The 21,258-nt window shown below is 34.8% G+C and carries 16 protein-coding genes; 4 read left to right on the top strand and 12 right to left on the bottom strand.

Annotated features, from left to right (window positions below; all coding sequences use genetic code 11):
* Window positions 1–11: 11 nt before the first annotated feature.
* The 3 genes from lpxB to surE are packed head-to-tail and all read right to left on the bottom strand — an operon-like array spanning window position 12 to window position 2,173.
* A complete protein-coding gene (gene lpxB, locus C0512_RS02385) occupies window positions 12–1,124 on the bottom strand; it encodes a lipid-A-disaccharide synthase (protein ID WP_290858587.1) in 1,113 nt (370 codons plus the stop codon).
* 3 nt (window positions 1,125–1,127) lie between these two features.
* Complete coding sequence (locus C0512_RS02380; protein ID WP_290858586.1) at window positions 1,128–1,400, bottom strand: hypothetical protein; 273 nt, start codon at window positions 1,398–1,400, stop codon at window positions 1,128–1,130.
* Window positions 1,400–2,173, bottom strand: coding sequence for a 5'/3'-nucleotidase SurE (gene surE / locus C0512_RS02375; RefSeq protein ID WP_290858585.1), 774 nt, complete (start codon window positions 2,171–2,173; stop codon window positions 1,400–1,402). Before surE ends, C0512_RS02380 begins: the two co-directional genes overlap by 1 nt.
* A 239-nt stretch (window positions 2,174–2,412) precedes the next feature.
* Here surE and C0512_RS02370 point away from each other — a divergent pair, with 239 nt between their 5' ends.
* The 3 genes from C0512_RS02370 (at window position 2,413) to C0512_RS02360 (ending at window position 6,627) form a co-directional block, all read left to right on the top strand.
* Window positions 2,413–4,638 (top strand): carboxy terminal-processing peptidase, encoded by a 2,226-nt coding sequence (locus C0512_RS02370; RefSeq protein WP_290858583.1) that lies wholly within the window; start codon window positions 2,413–2,415, stop codon window positions 4,636–4,638.
* A gap of 44 nt (window positions 4,639–4,682) precedes the next feature.
* Window positions 4,683–5,789: an ABC transporter permease gene (locus C0512_RS02365; RefSeq protein ID WP_290858582.1), complete on the top strand. Its 1,107-nt coding sequence runs from the start codon at window positions 4,683–4,685 to the stop codon at window positions 5,787–5,789.
* A 106-nt stretch (window positions 5,790–5,895) separates the two neighbouring features.
* Complete coding sequence (locus C0512_RS02360) at window positions 5,896–6,627, top strand: DNA/RNA non-specific endonuclease (RefSeq protein WP_290858665.1); 732 nt, start codon at window positions 5,896–5,898, stop codon at window positions 6,625–6,627.
* 8 nt (window positions 6,628–6,635) lie between these two features.
* Here C0512_RS02360 and rodA read toward each other — a convergent pair whose 3' ends face one another.
* Genes rodA through purH form a run of 6 tightly spaced genes read right to left on the bottom strand, consistent with a single transcriptional unit; the run spans window position 6,636 to window position 13,736 of the window.
* The gene (gene rodA, locus C0512_RS02355; protein WP_290858581.1) at window positions 6,636–7,889 is read right to left on the bottom strand and encodes a rod shape-determining protein RodA; all 1,254 of its coding nucleotides are present in this window, start codon (window positions 7,887–7,889) and stop codon (window positions 6,636–6,638) included.
* Window positions 7,889–9,742, bottom strand: a complete 1,854-nt coding sequence (gene mrdA, locus C0512_RS02350; RefSeq protein WP_290858580.1) for a penicillin-binding protein 2 — start codon at window positions 9,740–9,742, stop codon at window positions 7,889–7,891. Before mrdA ends, rodA begins: the two co-directional genes overlap by 1 nt.
* On the bottom strand, window positions 9,739–10,248 hold the full coding sequence (locus C0512_RS02345) for a rod shape-determining protein MreD (RefSeq protein WP_290858579.1): 510 nt from the start codon (window positions 10,246–10,248) through the stop codon (window positions 9,739–9,741). Before C0512_RS02345 ends, mrdA begins: the two co-directional genes overlap by 4 nt.
* Entirely contained in the window at window positions 10,241–11,065 is an 825-nt protein-coding gene (gene mreC / locus C0512_RS02340) for a rod shape-determining protein MreC (protein ID WP_290858578.1), read from the bottom strand. Before mreC ends, C0512_RS02345 begins: the two co-directional genes overlap by 8 nt.
* Window positions 11,066–11,124: 59 nt before the next feature.
* Window positions 11,125–12,153, bottom strand: a complete 1,029-nt coding sequence (locus C0512_RS02335) for a rod shape-determining protein (RefSeq protein ID WP_290858577.1) — start codon at window positions 12,151–12,153, stop codon at window positions 11,125–11,127.
* A 56-nt stretch (window positions 12,154–12,209) separates the two neighbouring features.
* Window positions 12,210–13,736: a bifunctional phosphoribosylaminoimidazolecarboxamide formyltransferase/IMP cyclohydrolase gene (gene purH / locus C0512_RS02330; RefSeq protein ID WP_290858576.1), complete on the bottom strand. Its 1,527-nt coding sequence runs from the start codon at window positions 13,734–13,736 to the stop codon at window positions 12,210–12,212.
* 298 nt (window positions 13,737–14,034) lie between these two features.
* Here purH and C0512_RS02325 point away from each other — a divergent pair, with 298 nt between their 5' ends.
* On the top strand, window positions 14,035–15,288 hold the full coding sequence (locus tag C0512_RS02325) for an ABC transporter permease (RefSeq protein WP_290858575.1): 1,254 nt from the start codon (window positions 14,035–14,037) through the stop codon (window positions 15,286–15,288).
* A gap of 70 nt (window positions 15,289–15,358) precedes the next feature.
* Here the strand turns inward: C0512_RS02325 and C0512_RS02320 are convergent, their stop codons facing one another.
* The 3 genes from C0512_RS02320 to C0512_RS02310 form a co-directional block, all read right to left on the bottom strand.
* Complete coding sequence (locus tag C0512_RS02320; protein WP_290858574.1) at window positions 15,359–15,979, bottom strand: hypothetical protein; 621 nt, start codon at window positions 15,977–15,979, stop codon at window positions 15,359–15,361.
* Between the two features lie 630 nt (window positions 15,980–16,609).
* Complete coding sequence (locus C0512_RS02315) at window positions 16,610–19,945, bottom strand: PA domain-containing protein (RefSeq protein WP_290858573.1); 3,336 nt, start codon at window positions 19,943–19,945, stop codon at window positions 16,610–16,612.
* Window positions 19,946–20,479: 534 nt separating this feature from the next.
* A complete protein-coding gene (locus C0512_RS02310) occupies window positions 20,480–21,004 on the bottom strand; it encodes a hypothetical protein (RefSeq protein WP_290858572.1) in 525 nt (174 codons plus the stop codon).
* Window positions 21,005–21,258: the final 254 nt, after the last annotated feature.

The following is a 21,258-nucleotide window of genomic DNA, read 5'->3' as shown; positions in this document are numbered from 1 at the left end:
ACAATTTAAAATCAGGCAATTGAAGCAAAAATAAGTTGGGCAACTTTTTCACTTGCTCCTTCTCCTCCTAATTTTTCTTCTAAAATTTCATATTTTTTAAGGAGCTTTTGACGGTATTCTGAATTTAGAATTTTAGTCAATTCAGCTTTGATTCTTTTCGAATTACATTCACCTTGAATTAATTCGGTAACCACTTCTTCATCCATGATCAAATTGACAAGTGATATGTATTTCAAGGTTATTATCCGTTTTGCAATTTGATAAGAAACCCAATTCCCTTTGTAACAAACTACTTCTGGGACTTTAAACAAAGCGGTTTCCAAAGTTGCTGTTCCGGAAGTGACCAAAGCGGCATGTGCCACACTCAATAAATCATATGTTTTATTCGTAATGAAATGAACGGCTTTATTAGTCAAAAATTGTTTATAAAAGTCAAATTCTTGTCCGGGAGCACCGGCTATTACAAATTGATAATCCGGAAAATCAGGGACAATCGCCAACATTTCATGCAATAACTTGCTGATTTCCTGTTTTCTACTTCCCGGTAATAGAGCGATGATTGGCCTTTCATCTAAATTATTTTCTTTTCTAAAATTTCCGTTTTCAATTTTAACACGGTTGTGAATGGCATCAATTAGTGGATGTCCAACAAATTCGACCGGAAAATGATGTTTCTTTTCATAAAAATCTTTTTCAAAGGGTAAAATAACATAGAGTTTATCGAAATCTCTTTTAACTGCTTTGATTCTGTTTTCTTTCCAGGCCCAAATTTGAGGAGAGATATAATAGTGTGTTGGAATACCTTTCTTTTTAGCCCATTCGGCAATTCGCATATTGAAACCGGGATAATCAATAAAAATAAGCACATCGGGTTGAAATTGTTCAATATCTTTTTTACAAAAACTAATATTATTTACGATGGTTTTTAAATTAAAGAGAACCTCCGCAAATCCCATAAAAGCTAAATCCCGGTAATGTTTCACCAAAACACCGCCTGCTTTTTGCATTAAATCGCCTCCCCAAAACCGAATAATGGCTTTTGGATCTTCTTTGTATAATGCTTTCATCAGATTTGAACCATGTAAATCCCCTGAAGCCTCTCCTGCAATAATATAGTATTTCATAAATTATACAAATAAAGTAGCTATCGTTAAAGCAATTGTTGCTAAAACGACTCCTCGTGCCATAACATCTTTTTGAAATTTTAGTAATAAAAAAAATAGAGCAACATTGATAACAGCTCCTAAAGCAATTAGTTTGCCTAAAGAGTTTTGGGATTTTAAAATGGTTATTCCTTCCAGAAAATCATACGAAGTGAAAAAAGTAATAAATAGGAATACCCCAAGTATTGCTCCGATTATCCCCAATAAAAAACCGATAAATAAGTCTCTTTTTTGCATTATAATTCAAATTTATAAGTGTTTAGTTTTTGAATGGCATGATGAGCCGTTAAATCAAATTGAACCGGAACAATTGAAATATAACCTTGTTCAAGTGCCCATTCATCTGTATCTTCTCCTTTATCTTGATTAACAAATTCGCCGGTTAACCAATAATAATCTTTGCCTTGCGGTGTTTTTCTTTTGTCAAATTTTTCCATCCACAAGGCTTTTGCCTGCCGACAAACTTTCATTCCTTTGATTTCTTCTTCTTTTAATTTCGGAAAATTTACATTTAAAATCACACCATCCGGTAATCCATTTGATAAAACTTCAGAGGTGATTGTTCGTATAGCCTTTTTAATTGGTTCAAAATCTGCATTCCAATCATAATCTAATAGCGAAAAACCAATAGCCGGTATTCCTTCAATTCCGGCTTCAACAGCAGCACTCATCGTTCCTGAATAAATAACATTAATAGATGAATTAGAACCATGATTTATACCGGAAACGCACAAATCGGGTTTTTGTTTCAAAATTTCGTTTACCGCAAGTTTCACGCAATCTACCGGAGTTCCGGAACTACTGTATTCTCCTTTTAATTCGCTATCGAAATGAACTTTATTGACAAAGATAGTATTGTTAATAGTAATAGCATGACCCATAGCACTTTGAGGACTGTCAGGTGCGACCACAACGACATCGCCTAAGGTTTTCATTACGTCTATTAAGGCTCTGATGCCCGGAGCCGAGATGCCATCATCATTTGTTACTAAAATAAGCGGTTTTTTCATTGTATGGGTAGCTTTAAAGAGAAGTCATATTGGTTAAAAAAGTAAATAATGCGAATAAAATTACAAAACTACAGGTAACAAAGCATAACAAAAACAAAATTAACTCTTTTTAAGATTTGTCAGCATGACAATTTTCATAACTTTGTTCGGTAATGTTATTATTTTCACATTAATTTACACAAAATATAGATCTAAATCAGAGTTGGCATAGTTTTTAATGCTGCATACTTAGAAATAAAATGAATACAATTTTGCTATTTATGAAAAGAAACTTCAAATTGGTATTGTTGGCAATAGTTTTGTCAGCTTCACTACTTGCTTTTAAAGCCACAGAAAATAATATCAGTAGCAGTGCTGATCCGGAAAAAGACAAACTTTTATTGGAATTATTAACTTTTGTAATCGAAAGAGGACACTATAGTCCGGTCGATATAGATGATAATTTTTCAAAAGGAGTTTATAAAGATTATGTGGAAGCATTAGATCCTTCAAAACGGTTTTTTATTCAATCGGATATTGATGAATTCGCTGAATACGAAACAAAAATTGATGACCAAATCAAAAATAAAGACTTAACTTTCTTTGAGTTGACCTATTCTGTTTACTTAAAAAGAATGAATGAAAGTCAAAAATATTACAAAGAAATTTTAGAAGAACCATTTGATTATACGGTTGATGAGACTATCAATACAGAATATGAAAAATTGCCGTATGCTAAAAATAGTTCGGAATTAAAAGAGCGTTGGAGAAAACAAATTAAACTTTCAACATTATCTTCTTTAACAGATAAAATGAAATTGGAAGAAGATAAACTAAAAGGGACCGACGCTAAAAACGACTCAGAAAAAAAGGAAAATAAAGCTAAAGTAGATGCCAAACCGAAAAGTTTTGAAGAGCTTGAAAAAGAAACCAGAGAAAGTTCATTAAAATCGTTGGATGACTATTATACATTTATAAAAGAATTAGACCGCAATGATTGGTTTGGTGTTTTTGTAAATGCCATTGCTTCTCGATTTGACCCGCATACCAATTATATGGCCCCGGATGATAAAGAACGTTTTGACGTAAGCATCAGCGGTAAATTTGAAGGAATTGGAGCCAGATTACAAAAGAAAAATGATTTAACGGAAATCACGGAATTAATTTCCGGTGGACCGGCTTGGAGAGGAAAAGAATTGGAACCGGGTGACATAGTATTAAAAGTGGCTCAAGGCGACCAAGAACCGGTAGACATCGTCGGTATGCGATTAGATAATGTTGTTAAAAAAATTAAAGGTCCTAAAGGAACGGAAGTTCGTTTAACCGTTAAAAAAGTGGATGGTTCGATAAAAGTAATTTCCCTCATCAGAGATATGGTTGAAACAGAAGAAACCTATGCGAAATCAAGTGTGGTGGAACGAAATGGTATGAAATACGGAATTATTTATTTACCTAAATTCTACATTGATTTTGAAAATAATGACGGACGCGATGCCGGGAAAGATGTTGCCATCGAAGTGGAACGTTTGAAAGCCCAAGGAGTAAAAGGTATCATTATGGATGTGCGTGATAATGGTGGGGGTTCCCTGAAAACAGTGGTCGACATCACCGGATTATTTATAGAGCAAGGACCGGTAGTTCAAATTAAATCCGCCGGAACTAAAAAAGAAGTATTGTTTGATCGTGATGCAAAAATTCAATGGGATGGACCTTTAGTGGTAATGGTCAATAATTTTTCTGCTTCTGCTTCTGAAATTTTAGCAGCAGCGATTCAGGATTATAAAAGAGGTGTAGTGATTGGGAGTAAACAAACCTATGGAAAGGGAACAGTTCAAAATGTTATTGATTTAAACCAGTTTGTTCGTGGAAATACGTTAGGGGATTTAGGAGCTTTGAAAACTACAACTCAAAAATTCTATCGAATCAATGGAGGCTCAACTCAATTAGAAGGTGTTTCCAGCGATGTTGTCATGCCGGATCGTTATTCGTACATCGACATAGGAGAAAGAGACTTGGATAATGCCATGCCTTGGTCTAAAATTGATGAAGCACAATATTCGGTTTGGAATAAGCAAACAAATTTTGAGAAAGCAATTGAAAACAGTAAAAACAGAATGGCCGGTGATGAGCATTTTCAATTAATTGATAAAAGTGCTAAATGGACCAAAGTGCGAAGAGATGCGGTGGTATATAGTTTAAAATTAGATGCTTTTTTGGCTGAACAAAAAGCAGTAGAAGAACAAGGAAAAGTATTTAAACCAATTACGGATTATAAAAATGACTTGTTGTTCAAAGCTATTCCGGAAGATGAAGTCGTGATGAAAAAAGATGAATCATTTAAAGAAAAAAGAGAACGTTGGTTTGAAAGTTTATCTAAAGATATTTATGTAGAAGAAGCCTTGAATGTTCTGGATGATTTACAAACCAAACCGGTAGTAAAAGGAAAAGTGGATTTAAAGAAAAAGGAAAAAGTAGTAAAATCTTAACCGGCAAATTGTATCTTTGAGCAAAAGCCGAATAAAATTTGCTAATGTCCAATACAAATCAATCGTTAACAGCTATAGCACTTCAGAAATTCAAAAAGAATTTTTGGGGTGTTTTTAGTTTGGGTTATATTGTGTTAATGATTTTTTTAGCCTTGTTTGCCTATGTAATTGCTCCCGATAATTCGGAAAATGCTAATCAAATGCATTTATCCATTCATTCAAAATCACCCGGTTTTACGGTGCAAATGCTTTCTATTCCTTCTTCAAAAATAGAGGATAAAACTATCAAAGGCTATTTTTTCGGGCACCCCAACCAAGTGACGGAAATCCCGATTTCATCCTATCAAATAAAAGACAATAAACTGCAATATGTTGAATACACAGAGGATAAAACCTTGCGATTAGTAAAAGAAATTACGTTAGATAAATTTATAGATTACAACTCCTTCGAGCAGGTTGAACAAGAACTTATTACCAACAAAAAGTTCTACTTAGGAACGGATAAATATGGTCGCGACTTATTGAGCAGAATGTTAGTGGGTTCGCGGGTTTCCATTTCCATAGGTTTTGTGGCGGTATTAATTTCAGTGGTTGTTGGATTGTTTTTTGGTGCTTTAGGAGGCTATTATGGTGGAAAAATCGATGCGTTAGTGATGTGGTTGGTCAATATAATTTGGTCCATTCCAACATTATTATTAGTGATTGCAATAACATTAGCACTGGGAAAAGGGTTTTGGCAAGTTTTCGTGGCTGTAGGTCTAACCATGTGGGTTGAAGTTGCCAGAGTTGTCCGTGGACAGATTATCAGCGTAAAAGAAATGCAATATGTTACGGCTGCTCGTGCCTTGGGATTTTCAAACGGAAGAATTATCCTGAATCACATTTTACCAAATATTATGGCTCCTGTGATCGTTATCTCTGCAGCTAATTTTGCTTCCTCCATTTTAGTAGAAAGTGGATTGAGCTTTTTAGGACTCGGTGCACAGCCTCCAATTCCAAGTTGGGGAAGTATGATTAAAGACCATTACAGTTATATTATTCTGGGGAAACCCTATTTGGCTCTGGTACCGGGAATAGCAATTATGTTGATTACATTAGCATTTATGATGACCGGAAATGCCCTGCGTGATGCCTTAGATGTCAAGTCTTAATTAAAATACAGTATTAATGAAAAGTTGTTTCCTAATGATTGCCAAAAGACAAAATTGGTTTCGCCTTTTTTTTATGATGATAGGAATTGTTCTTTTTGGATGCAAAATGGATAATCAGGAAAGAACGGAATTACCCCAAGAAATAAACCGGCAAACAGTTACAACGGATTTTGATTTTTATCCTACTTCCACAACTAACCAAATTATAAAGCACGATTTTTATAGGTTATCTTATTCTGAAAAGAATGAACAAGCAGAATGGGTTGCCTATGAATTAAAAGGAAATACCTTCCAAAATAATTACAATCGACCTTATTTTGTGGCAGACCCATTAGTAAAAACCGGTTCTGCCGACTGGAAAAATTACAAGAACTCAGGCTATGATAAAGGTCATTTGTGTCCGGCAGGCGACATGAAGTTTTCTGAAAATGCTTTTGAAGACACCTTTTATACCTCTAATATTTCTCCTCAAAAATCGGATTTTAATGCCGGAGTTTGGAATCGCTTAGAGCAAAAAGTGCGGTATTGGGCAGATAAATACGACGGGATTTATGTAGTGACGGGAGGCGTATTAGAACCAAATTTAAAGACTATTGGAAGAGAAAAAGTAGCAGTTCCTGATTTCTTTTATAAAGTATTATTAGATGTTTCTAATGATAATCCTAGAATGATTGCTTTTTTAGTGCCACATCAAAACAGCGATAAACCGCTTTATGAGTTTGTAATTGCTGTGGATGAATTAGAAAAACGGACAGGAATTGATTTCTTCTGCAATTTGCCCGATGAAATTGAAAATAAATTAGAAAAACAAACCGACTATAAAACGTGGAGTTTTTAACGAAGAATTTACCATTCGTTAACTTTATTGGCATCTAATTTTAGAAAAACAAAAAGCAAAATAGTAAAGGCCCACAAACTGGAACCTCCATAAGAAAAGAAAGGCAGTGGCACTCCAATAGTCGGAAATAATTTAATAAGCATCGTGATATTTACAAAAATATGTGTAAATAAAATGGAAGCTACGCAATAGCCATAAACACGACTGAATTTTGTTTTTTGTCGTTCAGCCAAATAGATGATTCTGAAAAGTAAAGTAACAAAAAGTAAAATAACGACGGTACAACCAATAAAGCCCCATTCTTCACCAACGGTAGTAAAAATATAATCGGTGTGTTGTTCCGGTACAAATCCACCTTTGGTTTGAGTTCCCTCCATAAAACCTTTTCCAATAACTCCACCGGAACCTATAGCAATCATGGACTGATTTAAATTATAACCTTCATTTTTTAAATCGACAGTGTCACTGAATAAAACGTTAATCCTGTCTTTCTGATGTGGTTCCAGTACATTTTCAAATACAAAATCAACCGACAATACAAATGATGTGGCGGCTACAAATACAATTAAATAGGCGAGGGGTATTCGGTTTATTCTTCTGGCTCTCAAATAATGCAAAATCATAATAATTACAATAACCACAATGAGATAAATGGGCTGTATTAAAAGGGCTGCAAAAAATAAAACTACTGCTAAAAATCCGGTCCACAAATACCACTCAGGCAAACCTTCCCGATTTAAAACCAAAAACAATGAGAAGAATATCATGGCACTTCCGGCATCAGGCTGCATCAGAATTAATAAAACCGGCAATCCAATAATAGCAAAGGCAAGCAGTTGATGATTGGTGTTTTTCAAAAAAACCTGCGAATCACTTAAGTATTTTGCTAAAAGCAATGATGTTGCCGTTTTGACAAACTCAGACGGTTGAAAACCAAATGAACCAAAACCATACCAGTTGGTCTGACCTTTTACGGTTTTTCCAAATACGAATAGTCCAAGTAAGAGAACGATTCCTAAAATGTAAAAAACAAAAGAAAATTTCTCGTAAATTTTGGCATCTATGGTAAGCACAACAATAATGACCGGAATGGTCAATAAAATAAAAATAAGTTGCTTTCCATAATAATCACCAAAATCAAATTCAGTAAATTCAATAGGAATCGAAGTAGAAAAAATATTTAACCAACCCATAAACACCAAAAGACCATAAATTAGTACGGTCGTCCAATCTAAATTGCTGGCTACACTTTGATTTTTCATTATTTATTAATTGAAAACGGTTGTCCGCTCAACACTTTGGCATACTCACTTTCCAAACTCGATTCTAACATTCTTTTTTCTAAATCTGTTCGGGAAATTTTCCCTTTAAGATATTTTTCAATCATTAAACTGGAAATTGGTCCGGCAATTCTTGCTCCCCAATAACCGTTTTCCACAAACACTGCAATGGCAATTTTAGGATTGTCCTTTGGTGCAAATGCCACAAAAATAGAATGGTCAGTCAACTGAACCCGCTGTCCGTTTATTTTTGTAAAGTTTTCCGCCGTTCCTGTTTTTCCACAAATATCAATTCCGTCAACTTTTAATCGTGAAGCAGTTCCTAAATTGTATACGTCAAATAAACCTTCAATTACAGGAGGAAAATATTGTTTGTCAATCGTGGTTTGGTGCTTGGTCGTAAACTTTTTATCGATAGTATGATCTTTTATCTTTTTGATGATATGAGGGGTGTAATAATAACCTTGATTGGCAACGGCACACATCACGTTGCACAATTGAATTGGCGTCATTAAAACTTCTCCCTGACCAATCGAGTTAGAAATAATTGTAGTGCTTTTCCAACCGCCTGCTGAATAATATTTATTGTATAATTTTGAAGTAGGAATACTTCCTTTTCTTCCGGGAGGTAAATCATACCCCATAAAATTGCCTAACCCAAAACTTTTTAAATGATTACTCCAAACATCAACGCCATCTGCCGGATTTGGATATTTTTGAATGGTTTTCAAATAAATATTGGCAAAATAGGTATTACAGGATTTGTATATTCCATCATGCAATTGAGAAGGTCCGGAATCGTGACATTTCATAAATCGATTGCCATAACTAAATCCTCTTCGACAGAAAAAAGTGGTTTGTTCGTCAATTACTTCTTCTTGTAAAGCAACCAAAGCAGTAAGTATTTTAAAGGGTGAGCCGGGAGGATATTCCGCCAAAAGACCTCTGTCATAAAGTGGTTTTGCAATACTATCATTGTAAAGTGCCGTGTAATTTTTAGAACGCATTCTTCCCACCAAAAGAGATGGGTCATACGTTGGGGCAGAAATTAATGCTAAAATCTCACCGGTTTTTGGTTCAATGGCTACAATTCCACCACGTTTATTTTGCATCAGTAATTCGCCATATTTCTGTAATTCCATGTCAAGGGAAAGGGTAATGTCATCACCTTGTTTGGAAAGAGTATCGAAAACACCTTCTTTGTATGGACCTATATCGCGATTAAATTTATCTCGTTGAATATATTTAACTCCTTTTTGACCTCTTAAAAATTCTTCATAATATTCCTCAACACCTTGTTTCCCAATTAAATCACCACTTTTGTAGTAGGGATTTTTTTCAATCATGGCAGGACTAACTTGTGTGATAAAGCCAAAAACATTCGCTCCTATATTGGCTTGATAATCCCGCAAGGATCGCTTTTGAATATAAAACCCTTCAAATTTTCTGATTTTCTCTTGAAAAGCAGCATATTCTTTTTTATTAAGTTGAGGTAAAAAAACGGAAGGGAGGCGAGGACTGTAAACAGTTGCCTTTTTTATTTTTTTGTCAAATTCCTCTCGGGTAATGCTTAATAAATCACAGAATTTTAAGGTGTCTAAATTTTTAATTTCCCTCGGAACCACCATAATATCATAAGACGGCTGGTTGGCAACCATGAGTTTTCCCTTCCGATCATAAATATAACCGCGTTCCGGATATTCATATACAATTTTAATGGCATTATTCTCTGATTTCAGTTTATATTCATCGTCAATTATTTGCAAATAAAACAACCTCGCTAAAACAACAAGGGTAGCAAATATAATTAAAGAGGGTAGAATAGCTTTTCTCAATTCTTCTTACTGGGCTTAAACAAATAAATGAGTAGGATACAAAGGGCAAGTGTAAAGATAGTACTCAAAACCGTTCGAAGCAATATATTCCAGAAAAAACTAAAGCGGAATATTTCTAATAAAAACAAAATAATATGATGCGTCAATACGGAAATTAAAATAAACGAAAAGCGTTCTGGGGTTAAACGCTCATTAATTTTAACGGTTTGATATTCATAACTCAAACCAAAAGAGAATTTAAAAAAGGAAGGCCGTAAATAAGCTAATGTCACACAAGCGGCAGCATGAACGCCACCGGAATTACTAAACATGTCCATCGTGATTCCCAATAAAAAACTGGCTAGTAAAAGACCGTTTTTATTCCCGTTAACCGGATATAAGATAATAAACAAAATATAAGGATACGGATTAATGAAACCCAAAAAATTAATTTTATTGAATATAGCGACTTGAGCTAAAATCAATAAAATGAAACGGATAATATTGACGATAACGGCACTACTCATCTTTATTTTGTGCTTCTAATTCTATCACTTCTTTCCGGTCTTTATTTTCAATGATGTAAACATGACCTAAACTCGTCATGTCATTAAATAATTTCACATCAATCGTAAAATAATTTGTTTTATTATCAGTATAAATTTTGTGAATAGTTCCAATGTTAATGTTTTCCGGAAAAATAATGGACTGGGCTCCTGTTACAATAGTATCTCCTTTTTTAACCGTAGCTAGTCGTGGAACATCAATTAACTGAACATAACCTGTGTTTTTTCCATTCCAGGTTAAAGTACCGAAATGACTGGTTTTTTTAATTTTTGCATTGATTTGAGATTTCACATTCAACACACTGATAACGGTAGCATAATTTTTAGAAGTATGCTCAACAATACCGATAATACCTTTACTGTTCATCACGCCCATATCGGGTTGAATACCATTTAAGCTTCCTGAATTGATAGTTAGGAAGTTCTCATGAACATTATAAGTATTATTAATGATTTTAGATTGGAATACTTTGTAATTTCCAAAGCTGCTCAATAATTCCTTGTCAATTACTTTTGTGGTGTCTTTAAAATTGAAAAGTAAACTTTTTAAACGGGCATTTTCATTGGCTAATCCTTCGTTCTCCGTTTTTAAATTCAAATATTCGTTCACGGAATTAATGCGTTCATACACGCCTCCCGTCACAAAATTAGCTGAAGAAATAACCTGACTGCGATGAAAAGAATGCGATTGTATCGTCAAAACCAACGAAACCACTAAAAGCAGCAAAAACAGTAACCGTGTACTGTTTTTAAAAATATAAACAAATAGCTGCTGCATAGTTCAGAGATTCAGTTACGTAATTCCGTTTATTAAAAAAAAGAGCAGTATAAACCGTATTATTTGATTAAAATACTTCTGAATCTGGTAATGTTTTTCAACGCAATTCCGGTACCTCTAACAACAGCTCGCAACGGATCTTCTGCAATATAAACAGGCAAATCCGTTTTTAACGAAATTCGTTTGTCTAAGCCGCGTAACATCGAACCACCTCCGGCTAAATAAATCCCGGTATTATAAATATCGGCGGCTAATTCCGGTGGAGTTTGTGATAAGGTTTCCATTACAGCATCTTCTATTCGTTGAATCGATTTATCTAAGGCTTTGGCAATTTCACGATAAGAAACATCAACCTGTTTCGGTTTCCCGGTCAATAAGTCACGTCCTTGCACTGACATTTCATCCGGTGGAGTATCTAATTCTTCAATGGCAGCACCAATTTCAATTTTTATTTTTTCAGCAGTACTTTCTCCCACAAATAAGTTGTGTTGCGTACGCATATAGTAAACGATATCATTAGTAAAAACGTCCCCGGCAATTTTCACGGACTTGTCACAAACAATTCCTCCTAAAGCAATAACGGCAATTTCAGTTGTTCCTCCTCCGATATCCACAATCATGTTTCCTTTTGGTTGCATGATGTCAACGCCAATACCGATAGCGGCAGCCATAGGCTCATGAATCAAATAAACTTCTTTTCCGTTTACGCGTTCACAGGATTCTTTTACCGCACGCATCTCTACTTCGGTAATTCCGGAAGGAATACAAACCACCATGCGTAAAGCCGGTGTAAACAAACGCTTCTTTAAGGCAGGAATACTTTTGATAAACATGCTGATCATTTTTTCTGAAGCATCAAAATCAGCAATAACCCCATCTTTTAAAGGGCGAATGGTCTTTATGTTTTCATGCGTTTTACCTTGCATCAAATTAGCTTCTTTTCCTACAGCTATAATCTTACCCGATATCCTATCACGAGCAACAATCGACGGAGAGTCAATCACTACTTTATCATTATGAATTATCAAAGTGTTCGCGGTTCCAAGGTCAATGGCGATGTCCTCGGTCATGAAATCAAAAAATCCCATACGTTTGTTTAGGGTTAAATAGGTTTATAAAATTCTAACGTACAAAGGTAAAAAAATTAATGTTTAAAATGACGTGTTCCTGTAAATACCATTGCAATTTTATTTTCGTTGCAATAGTGAATGCTTAACTCATCTTTAATTGATCCACCGGGCTGAATAACAGCCGTAATTCCTGCATGATGAGCAATTTCTACACAATCCGGAAAGGGGAAAAATGCATCACTTGCCATCACGGCTCCTTTCAAATCAAAACCAAATGAAGTTGCTTTTTCTATGGCTTGTTTCAAAGCATCCACGCGTGACGTTTGTCCGGTTCCGGAAGCCAATAATTGTCCATTTTTTGCAAACACGATCGTATTCGATTTAGTGTTTTTACAAATTTTGGAAGCAAATAGTAAATCTTCAATTTCCTGATGAGTAGGGGTTGTCAAGGTAACGGTTTTTAATCCTTCTTTATTGTCTGTCAAGTTGTTTTTATCTTGAACTAACAATCCGTTTAAACAAGTTCTCACTTGTTTGTTGGGTAAAGCAACGTCGTGTTGCACTAAAATGATTCTGTTTTTCTTTTCTTCTAAAACGGCAAGGGCTTTTTCATCATAGGCGGGAGCAATAACTACTTCACAAAATAATTGATTGATTTCTTTTGCTGTTGCTTCATCAATTTTCCCGTTGGCAATCAAAACGCCACCAAATGCAGAGGTTGGATCACCGGCCAAAGCAGCTAAATAAGCTTGTTGCATCGTGCTTCTGGTGGCAATTCCACAGGCATTATTGTGTTTTAAGATGGCAAAAGTAGGGGCGTTGTGTTTAAATTCTAAAATCAAATTCACTGCAGCATCAACATCCAATAAATTATTATACGAAAGTTCTTTGCCGTGTAATTTGGTAAACATGCTGTCAAAGTCGCCAAAGAAAAACCCTTTTTGATGTGGGTTTTCGCCATAACGAAGCACTTGTCCGTCAGCAATACTGGCTTTGTATATCGTTTCATCGGTGTTGAAATAAGTAAAAATAGCCGTATCATAATGAGAGGACACATGGAAGGCTTTGGTGGCTAACAAACGTCTTTGCTCTATAGTAGTCGCTCCGTTTTGAGCGGAAATTAATTCCAGTAAATAGGCATATTCATGAACAGAGGCCACAATAACCGTGTCTTTAAAATTCTTGGCGGCAGCACGAATCAATGAAATACCACCAATATCAATCTTTTCAATAATATCCGTTTCAGATGCACCGGAAGCTACCGTTTTTTCAAACGGATATAAATCTACAATAACCAAATCAAGTTGCGGAATTTCAAAGGCTTTCATTTCCTCCACATCACTTGGATTATCCTGACGGTTCAAAATTCCGCCAAAAACTTTCGGATGTAGTGTTTTTACTCGCCCACCTAAAATGGATGGATAGGAGGTAACCTCTTCTACAGGAACTACCGGAATACCTAAGTTTTTAATAAATTCTTCGGTTCCTCCCGTAGAATAAAGAATAACATTTTGTTGGTGTAATTGCTTGACAATAGGTTCTAAACCCGTTTTGTCAAACACCGAAATTAACGCTGATTGAATGGTTTTTGTCGTATTCATTGTGTTGTTGTTTAGAAGGGGCAAAAGTACTATTTGTAGACCTAACTTTCAAACGATTTGCGTATTACTTTTTATCCTTTTTTTGTTCCATTTTTTGTCAATCCGCAAAAGACGAAGTTAAAATAGGATTTTCCTGCAAAGCATAACAAAACCACTCACCGCCTTTTTTGTCAATCCGCAAAAAGACGAAGTCGAAATAGGATTCTCCTGCAAAGCAGGACAAAAAACCAATCATTTTCTGTAACAATTTCCCAATTTAAACTACCAATCACTATATTTACATTTACAAAACAAAACAATGCTGCTCTACCTTCGTTTACTCAAAGAAAGTTTTAGTTTCGCCATGAATGCCTTGCGTAACAATAAACTTCGTACTTTTTTGTCGTTACTCGGAGTAACCATTGGCATTTTTTCTATCATCGCAGTATTGGCAGCGGTGGATTCCTTAGACCAAAAAATTAAAGCCGACTTAGGCGATTTAGATAAAAATACCGTCTATTTAATGCGTTTTTCCTTTGGTCCTTCCGAAATTCCGCGTTGGAAAAGAGAACAATTCCCGGATGTGACCTTTGAAGAATTCGACTACTTGAAAAAATCACTAAATGGGGTCGATAAAATGGCTTTTAATTTATTCACCGGCAATGAGAATGTAAAATTTGAAGAGCGAACGGTAAGTTCCGTTCGGGTAACTCCCACTACCGAAGAATTTGAAGGTATTGACGGGATTAAAATTGAATATGGTCGCTTTTTTAATGAATCAGAATCTAATTCCGGTACGGCCATTGTCATATTAGGATACGAAGTAGCAAACGGATTGTTCGACTCCTCTGAACAAGCGATTGGAAAGAAAATAAGAATGTACGGGAAACGTTTTACAGTCATTGGAGTAACAGAAAAACAAGGTTTCTCTACTTTTGGCGACAGTCGTGATAATGCTGTTTTTATTCCCATGAATTTCATCCGTAGGTTATATGGTGAAAACAACGAAAATATAACACCTGCCATCTTAATCAAACCTGAAAAAGGAATTGATATGGAAGCTTTCAAAGGTGAAATGACGCAAAAACTGAGAAACTACAGAGGGTTAAAATCTTCTGAAATAGACAACTTTTTCATTAATGTGCTTTCCGGATTTACAGACATGATTGACAATATCGTGGGGCAAATGAATGTTGTGGGATGGATTATCTCCGGCTTTTCCCTGTTAGTAGGTGGTTTTGGAATTGCAAACATCATGTTCGTTTCCGTAAAAGAGCGAACCAATTTAATCGGCATCCAAAAATCATTGGGAGCTAAAAACAGATTCATCTTATTTCAATTTCTGTTTGAAGCCGTAATCCTATCCGTCATCGGAGGAATCATCGGATTAATAATGGTGTGGTTAATTGCCATGATCATGACAAACGTATTGGATTTCGAATTCATTTTGAGTTTTGGCAACATGATGTTGGGTGCCGGTTTAGCCGGAATCATCGGACTCATTTCCGGAATTATTCCTGCCATATCCGCTTCTAAATTAGATCCGGTTGAAGCCATTCGAAGTGGAATGTAAAACTGAGATTCCCTGTAATAACCAAAAAGAACTTTCAAGTACCTTGTCGTTAACTATAGCGAAACTTATTTTATAATTCTTTCCATTCCTTCAGCATAACAGGTTCAAACTTATTCGTTTTTACAATATGAGTAAGATCCAATAACATCTTTTCAAGATTTTGTATTGAAATTTTTTCTTTTCTTGTATCGATTTTCTTTGTCAAGTAATTTGGCCCTAGCTCGATGTTTTTATATTTCAATTCATTAAATTTTTCCGAGAATTGTTCATGGGTTAAATTAAAAGTAGAACAGTAGGTTGTAAATTCTGCAATAGTCGGTTTTGTAATATCAATGTCTATAAGTAGTTGAATACCGTTTATTTCTGTAAATGGAACATAGTCTTTTAAACTGTTGTGATTGGTAATTAAAGTTTTTTTAGAAAAGCCAATTTTTTCTAATTCTGAAAATGGATTTTTGCATAGTATTCTTTTTAGATACCTTCTTTTCCTATTCCAATCATAAATCCAGGTCCCAATTATAAAAAGCGGACATAATACAATTGTCATAATTAAAATCAACACTAGCCATTTTAGCGTTACTTCTTTATAAAAGAAATATAAATAAACTAAAAACCCTATGGTTAAAAAGCCACTAATCCAAAAGTAGCTCTTTATTATAATTCTTTTATTTATTCTTAAAAGTTCGCTCATATCACGATAAAACTTAGCCCATGGACAAATTTGGATTTGATTGTTTTATTTTTATTTATTGATTAAAAAGCCTATTGAATCCGCTCGCTCTCAAACCAAAGTCTCCAAATATAAAGTTTAATGTGTGCATCACGCTCGCACTCGCCCTTACTTTTTAAATATACCGTCTTCAAAATAGTAAACGTCTAATAATTTACCTTCTATATCATAATTATTTAAGGTGCCGGTGCCGTTTAACATAGTTCCTTTTCTAATTTATTTCCTTTGCCGTCAAAGCAAGAAACAATTTCTATAAGTTTCTCCAAGCTCCGCAAAGTCTTCATAGCAGCAACGCTCCGCAAATGTCTCCCGACTTTGCGGAAAATATATTATTCATATCTGCTCTGTTTCATAACCGCATTCGGATTCAATTCACTTCTCAAAGAAATCTCTACTAATTCCACAGAAACAATTCCTTTGTTATTTACATAATTTGAAGCACTTGAATAAACCCGATCTCGCAGCCTATAATTTCCCCAGCCCCCGAACTCTTCCTCTTTAGCAACTCCCTCAGCAAATACCCGCTGCGATTTATAGTAAAAAAACCCCTAAATAACAAGCTATTTAGGGGTTTTTAATAGTCAACTTTTCTTATTGTAAAATAATTTTTTCAGAATAAGATAAATTATCGCCTTCTAATTTCAATACATAAACACCGGATTGTAAACCTTCGAGATTAATACTCGTTTGTGTTGAAAAGTCAATAGAATTAGATAAAACTTTTCGTCCATTTAAGTCGTAAACGGCTACATTCAAATTACCTGAAAAGTTTTCAATTGAAATAGTGACAACGCCATTAGATGGATTTGGATAAAGTTTTATCCCTTTATTTAGAGTCACATCATTAGAAGAAAGTGATGTTGCGGTAAAAGTTCCGGAGAAAAGACCTCTTCCGTATGTTGACGCAAAAACAGTATTATCATTTCTTAAATCTAAATCCGTAACTTTCACATTACTCATTCCATTATAGGATTGATTCCAAGTAGGGGTTGCAGCACTAAAATTATTAGTAAACCAAACTCCTAACTCAGTTCCTATAATAACTTCGTTAGCATTAAGTGGATTTTGTAAAATACACTTAACAGGTAGATCTGGTAAATTACCTTCTTTGTTTTGCCATGTTACACCGGCATCAGCACTATACCAAACACTAACCACATTATAATTGTGCATTGTTACAAAAATATCATTTTCTGAAGAACCATATTCAACATCTGATATACTACCTACAAATTCAGGACCTGTAATATCAGACCACAATGCAATGCTATTAGCTGCTGTAATTTTTAATAGCTTTCCTAATCTTGTTCCAACCAATAGAGTTGTTGAAGTAGTCGTATAGGGTGATACAGCAAAGGCAGTTGGTCGTGAGGTTAATAATGCATTTGTTAAATTAACTCGGTTTATAATACCCGATTTAATGTTTTTATATCTTCTAATCTGATTAGTTGTTGTTGTAGAATAATCAGAATAAAGAACATCTTGATTAGTATCTAATACCATTGGAGCTATAAAAGCACCATTTGTATCACTTGAGGCATCATTGCTCAATGTTCTGACTGTACCGGATGGAATTGGTCTTAAATTGATATTACTATTGTAAACATAATTAGAAATATAATATTTATCAGCACCTTGATCAAACATTGTAAACGCTCCGTCTCCTCCTTGTGACCTAACACTTGCGTTAATACCCGCAGAAGCATTACCAAAGTATTGTGTGCCATTATCTTGAGCACCGGCAGCGAAGTAATCATCACCGGTTAATCCACTCACAGCAGCAGTTGGTGAAACACCTACACTATAAAATTGTGTAATATTTAAACCGAGATTTCTGGCAGTAGTTGTTGTACCTCCATTAGTAGAAAAATATACCCCACCATCGTTACCAAACAATAATTTATTTGATGCTCCATGGCCAAAAGCTAAACCGTGTTGATCTGAGTGTACGTCTTGGTAACCAAAACCACCATACCAATGCGAAAACTGATTCCAGGAAGTTCCACCGTTTGAGGATTTAAATAAATCTATACCACCGGTATATAAAATTTGATCGTTAGTAGGATCCACTTCTAACATTAAATCATAGAAAGCTTGACCTCTACAAAAATCGTTTGCAGGAATTCCTGAATCAGCATCAATAGGTAAAGCTAGGGTAGAGGTAGTGGTAAATCCGTTAGTAGTACCAATCATGGTTACTCCTCCTTCAGTTAATTCTGCTAAAACATAGACTTTATCTGCAGTTTGATTAGATACTGCAATCTGTGTTCTGTCTCCCCCGGATATCGTATACTCATCAACAAATGTATTTCCATCAGTAGAAGAAAATATTTTTCCTCCTCCATCTCCAAAAACCACACTATTTATAGTTGCTAACCAAATTTTATTGTCGGAACCAATTTCAATATTGTTTGGACAATGTTTGTTTCCGGTAGCGGTTAACGGTAATGAAATTTCTGTAAAAGTAGCACCACCATCAATTGATTTATATAAACCAAAATCTGGACCTCCTAAATAGGTCGTTGCATTTGCAGAGCCATAGAATGAATCTCCGGCGGCAACATATATTTCAGAAACTCCACCATTATTTCTTACTTTTATATCATTTATATGTTGTTGACCAGGCAAAACATTTCCTGTAAAACTTCCCGTACTTGGATTTAAAGTTCCATTCACTGGTCCTGAACTCAAAGCAGCTTCTAAAATATCTCCATCAGCTTTAGAAATCATTACAGAAGGGATAACTATAGTAGCATCAGTTCCACCCATTGGAATTGGTGTACCATCAATATTATTCATCATAATAACACCTATAGCACCTGCGTCTTGTGCCGCTTTAACCTTTAATACAAACGTACAAGTCCCTCTTCTTATTAATGCAATTTTGCCACTAAGTGCCGCACCATTTGTTATTGTTTGACAGCCATCACTTGTTGGAGCTGTATTATCAGCGATTAAAACAATATCTGCAGTAATTGGAGAGGTGATTTCTGTTCCAAAATTAGCTGGATTTGTAGGATATGAAGGATAATTACCTGCAATCAATGCAGGACTATTAATAGTAACATTTGATGCTGAAACAAAATCTAATGGTCCGGAAATCCCACCAAAAACCTTACTCCATGTATTTCCACCATCTGCAGACTTCCAAACACCATCACCGTTTACATCACCTCCCACATAAGACTCTCCTGTGCCAACGTAGAATATGTTTGTGTTGTTAGGGTCATAGGTAATCGTTGAAACGGCTAAGTTATCAGGAATATTAACGCGAGTCCAAGTTGAAGAGGGATTAGAAATATTTGTGTTTTTCCACAAACCTCCACTAACTCCTCCTGCAAATACCGTCTCATTTGTAGCATCATTAGGATCAAACATAACAGCTCTAACTCTACCACCTACATTATTAGGACCTCTTTCTATCCAATTATTATCAGAGCCGTCACCTGGCGTTCTGCCTGAAAGTAATAAACTGTCACGCTCTTGTATTAATTGTTGTCTTAGTTTAATTAATTTAGCTATGTCTGGTTTTCCTGTTTCAGGATTCATTGTCAATTCCCATTCCTGTTCATAATACTTATTAGGCGGAATTCCAATAGCCTTTCTCTCTTTTTTAGGGAGAAGCATTACTTTTTTAAAAGGACTGTTTTTAAGAAAATTTTCGTGTTTTTTTCTCAACATTTCAATTTCTTCATCTACAATTAGTTCTTTTTTTGATACAGAAGCTACTTGAATTTGATCAGTTTTGCTGCTAATTTTAGTATTTTCATTATTCAAATCTTCATTTTCTTCTGCTGTTGTTTTTATTTCCGAAGAAGTAATAGTTTTTTCACTATTCTCTTTTCCTTGAATAGTGGTTTTCTTCTCAGAACAACTAATACTTAAAATAAAAACAAGACTTAATACTAAAAGGAATTGTTTTTTCATGGTTATTTTCGATTAAATTTGTTTTAATTCTAACAAAAATAGTACTTTATACTAATTTTCAAATTTTTTTATTGTTTTTAAATTAAAATAGTACGAATTAGGACAAAACATCCTACAATTGCTAGAGTTTCGTTGGGCTTGCAAAGCCAACAATGAAACTCCTGTTGAACGGAACCGATTCATCGTTCGTCCACTATGAGTTTTTCGTCAAGAGGGATGATTGAAGTGTAAGAGGATGAGAGGGCCTCTTTTTTTTGTGTAGTTATCGCTTGGTTTTCAACGTGTTTTCCTTTCCCGAGGCTTCGGGATTGAGTGTAATTTCCCTTATCTAGCTCACCAAAGTCTTCCTCATAACACAGTAGTCTGCGATTGTCTCAACTTCGCAGCCTCTAATTTTCTCTGCCCCGAACTCTTCCTCTTTAGCACCTCCCTCAACAAATACCTCTGATTTCGCAACAAAACTTTACCACTGAAAATTATTTACTTCAAATCATCTTCTACTAAATATATTATAAAAAAAATGGATTTATTTTACTAGTTTTTATCATAGAATGCGGAGCGGGATGTGTCAGCCCTATTATCAATTACATATACAGCACGTGTAAGCCTTATTTCATTGGTTATTATTCTATCTCCTTTACTTCCATCTTTCAGAATACCGCCTTTGGCTATGATAATTTCATCTTTTATAATACCATTAAAATAATTTACTCCCAGCTTATCAAACTTTATATCATATAAAGGGATTACTCTATTTGTTTCCGCTACAAAAGTATCTGTAACCATTTCCTTTAAAAGTTTGTTGTCTTCAATTGGTTTTTTTGTCAACCAAAAAGAATACTCAAGAAACCTTGCTTTTTGATAATCACTTAAACTTGTAGTAATTGTATCAAAATCGCTTTTAAAACTAATTTGCCCATTATAACTTTCATTAACATAAACTGTATCAGGAAAAATAAATTTTATGTCTTGATAAGCTGATTTTTGATTTACTTCAACCTCTTTTCTGCATGAAATACAAAATATTATGCATATTGAAAATAAAATGTTTTTTGTCATATTTATTGTTGCAATAGTGAATTAATTATTTCTTTTAGTTCCTTTTTATCTTTAACTACTTGTTGTTGTGCTCTCTTTTCACCTACATCCGCACGAATCCATTCGTGTGGTTACAACCCTTTAACAAAATTTTACTATAGACTTCGCAGCAAAACCAAACGCTTTACATCGTAATTACCATGCCAATAAAACACCCTAGTTCAATCATCTAAATATAATTGATTTTTTTTCAAAACGCAGAAATTAAAAAAATT

The organism is Flavobacterium sp. (assembly GCF_013822155.1).
Classification (GTDB): Bacteria; Bacteroidota; Bacteroidia; order Flavobacteriales; family Flavobacteriaceae; genus Flavobacterium.
The sequence above is the reverse complement of the archived record's forward strand: the minus strand, read 5'-3'. Positions and strand labels throughout refer to the sequence as shown.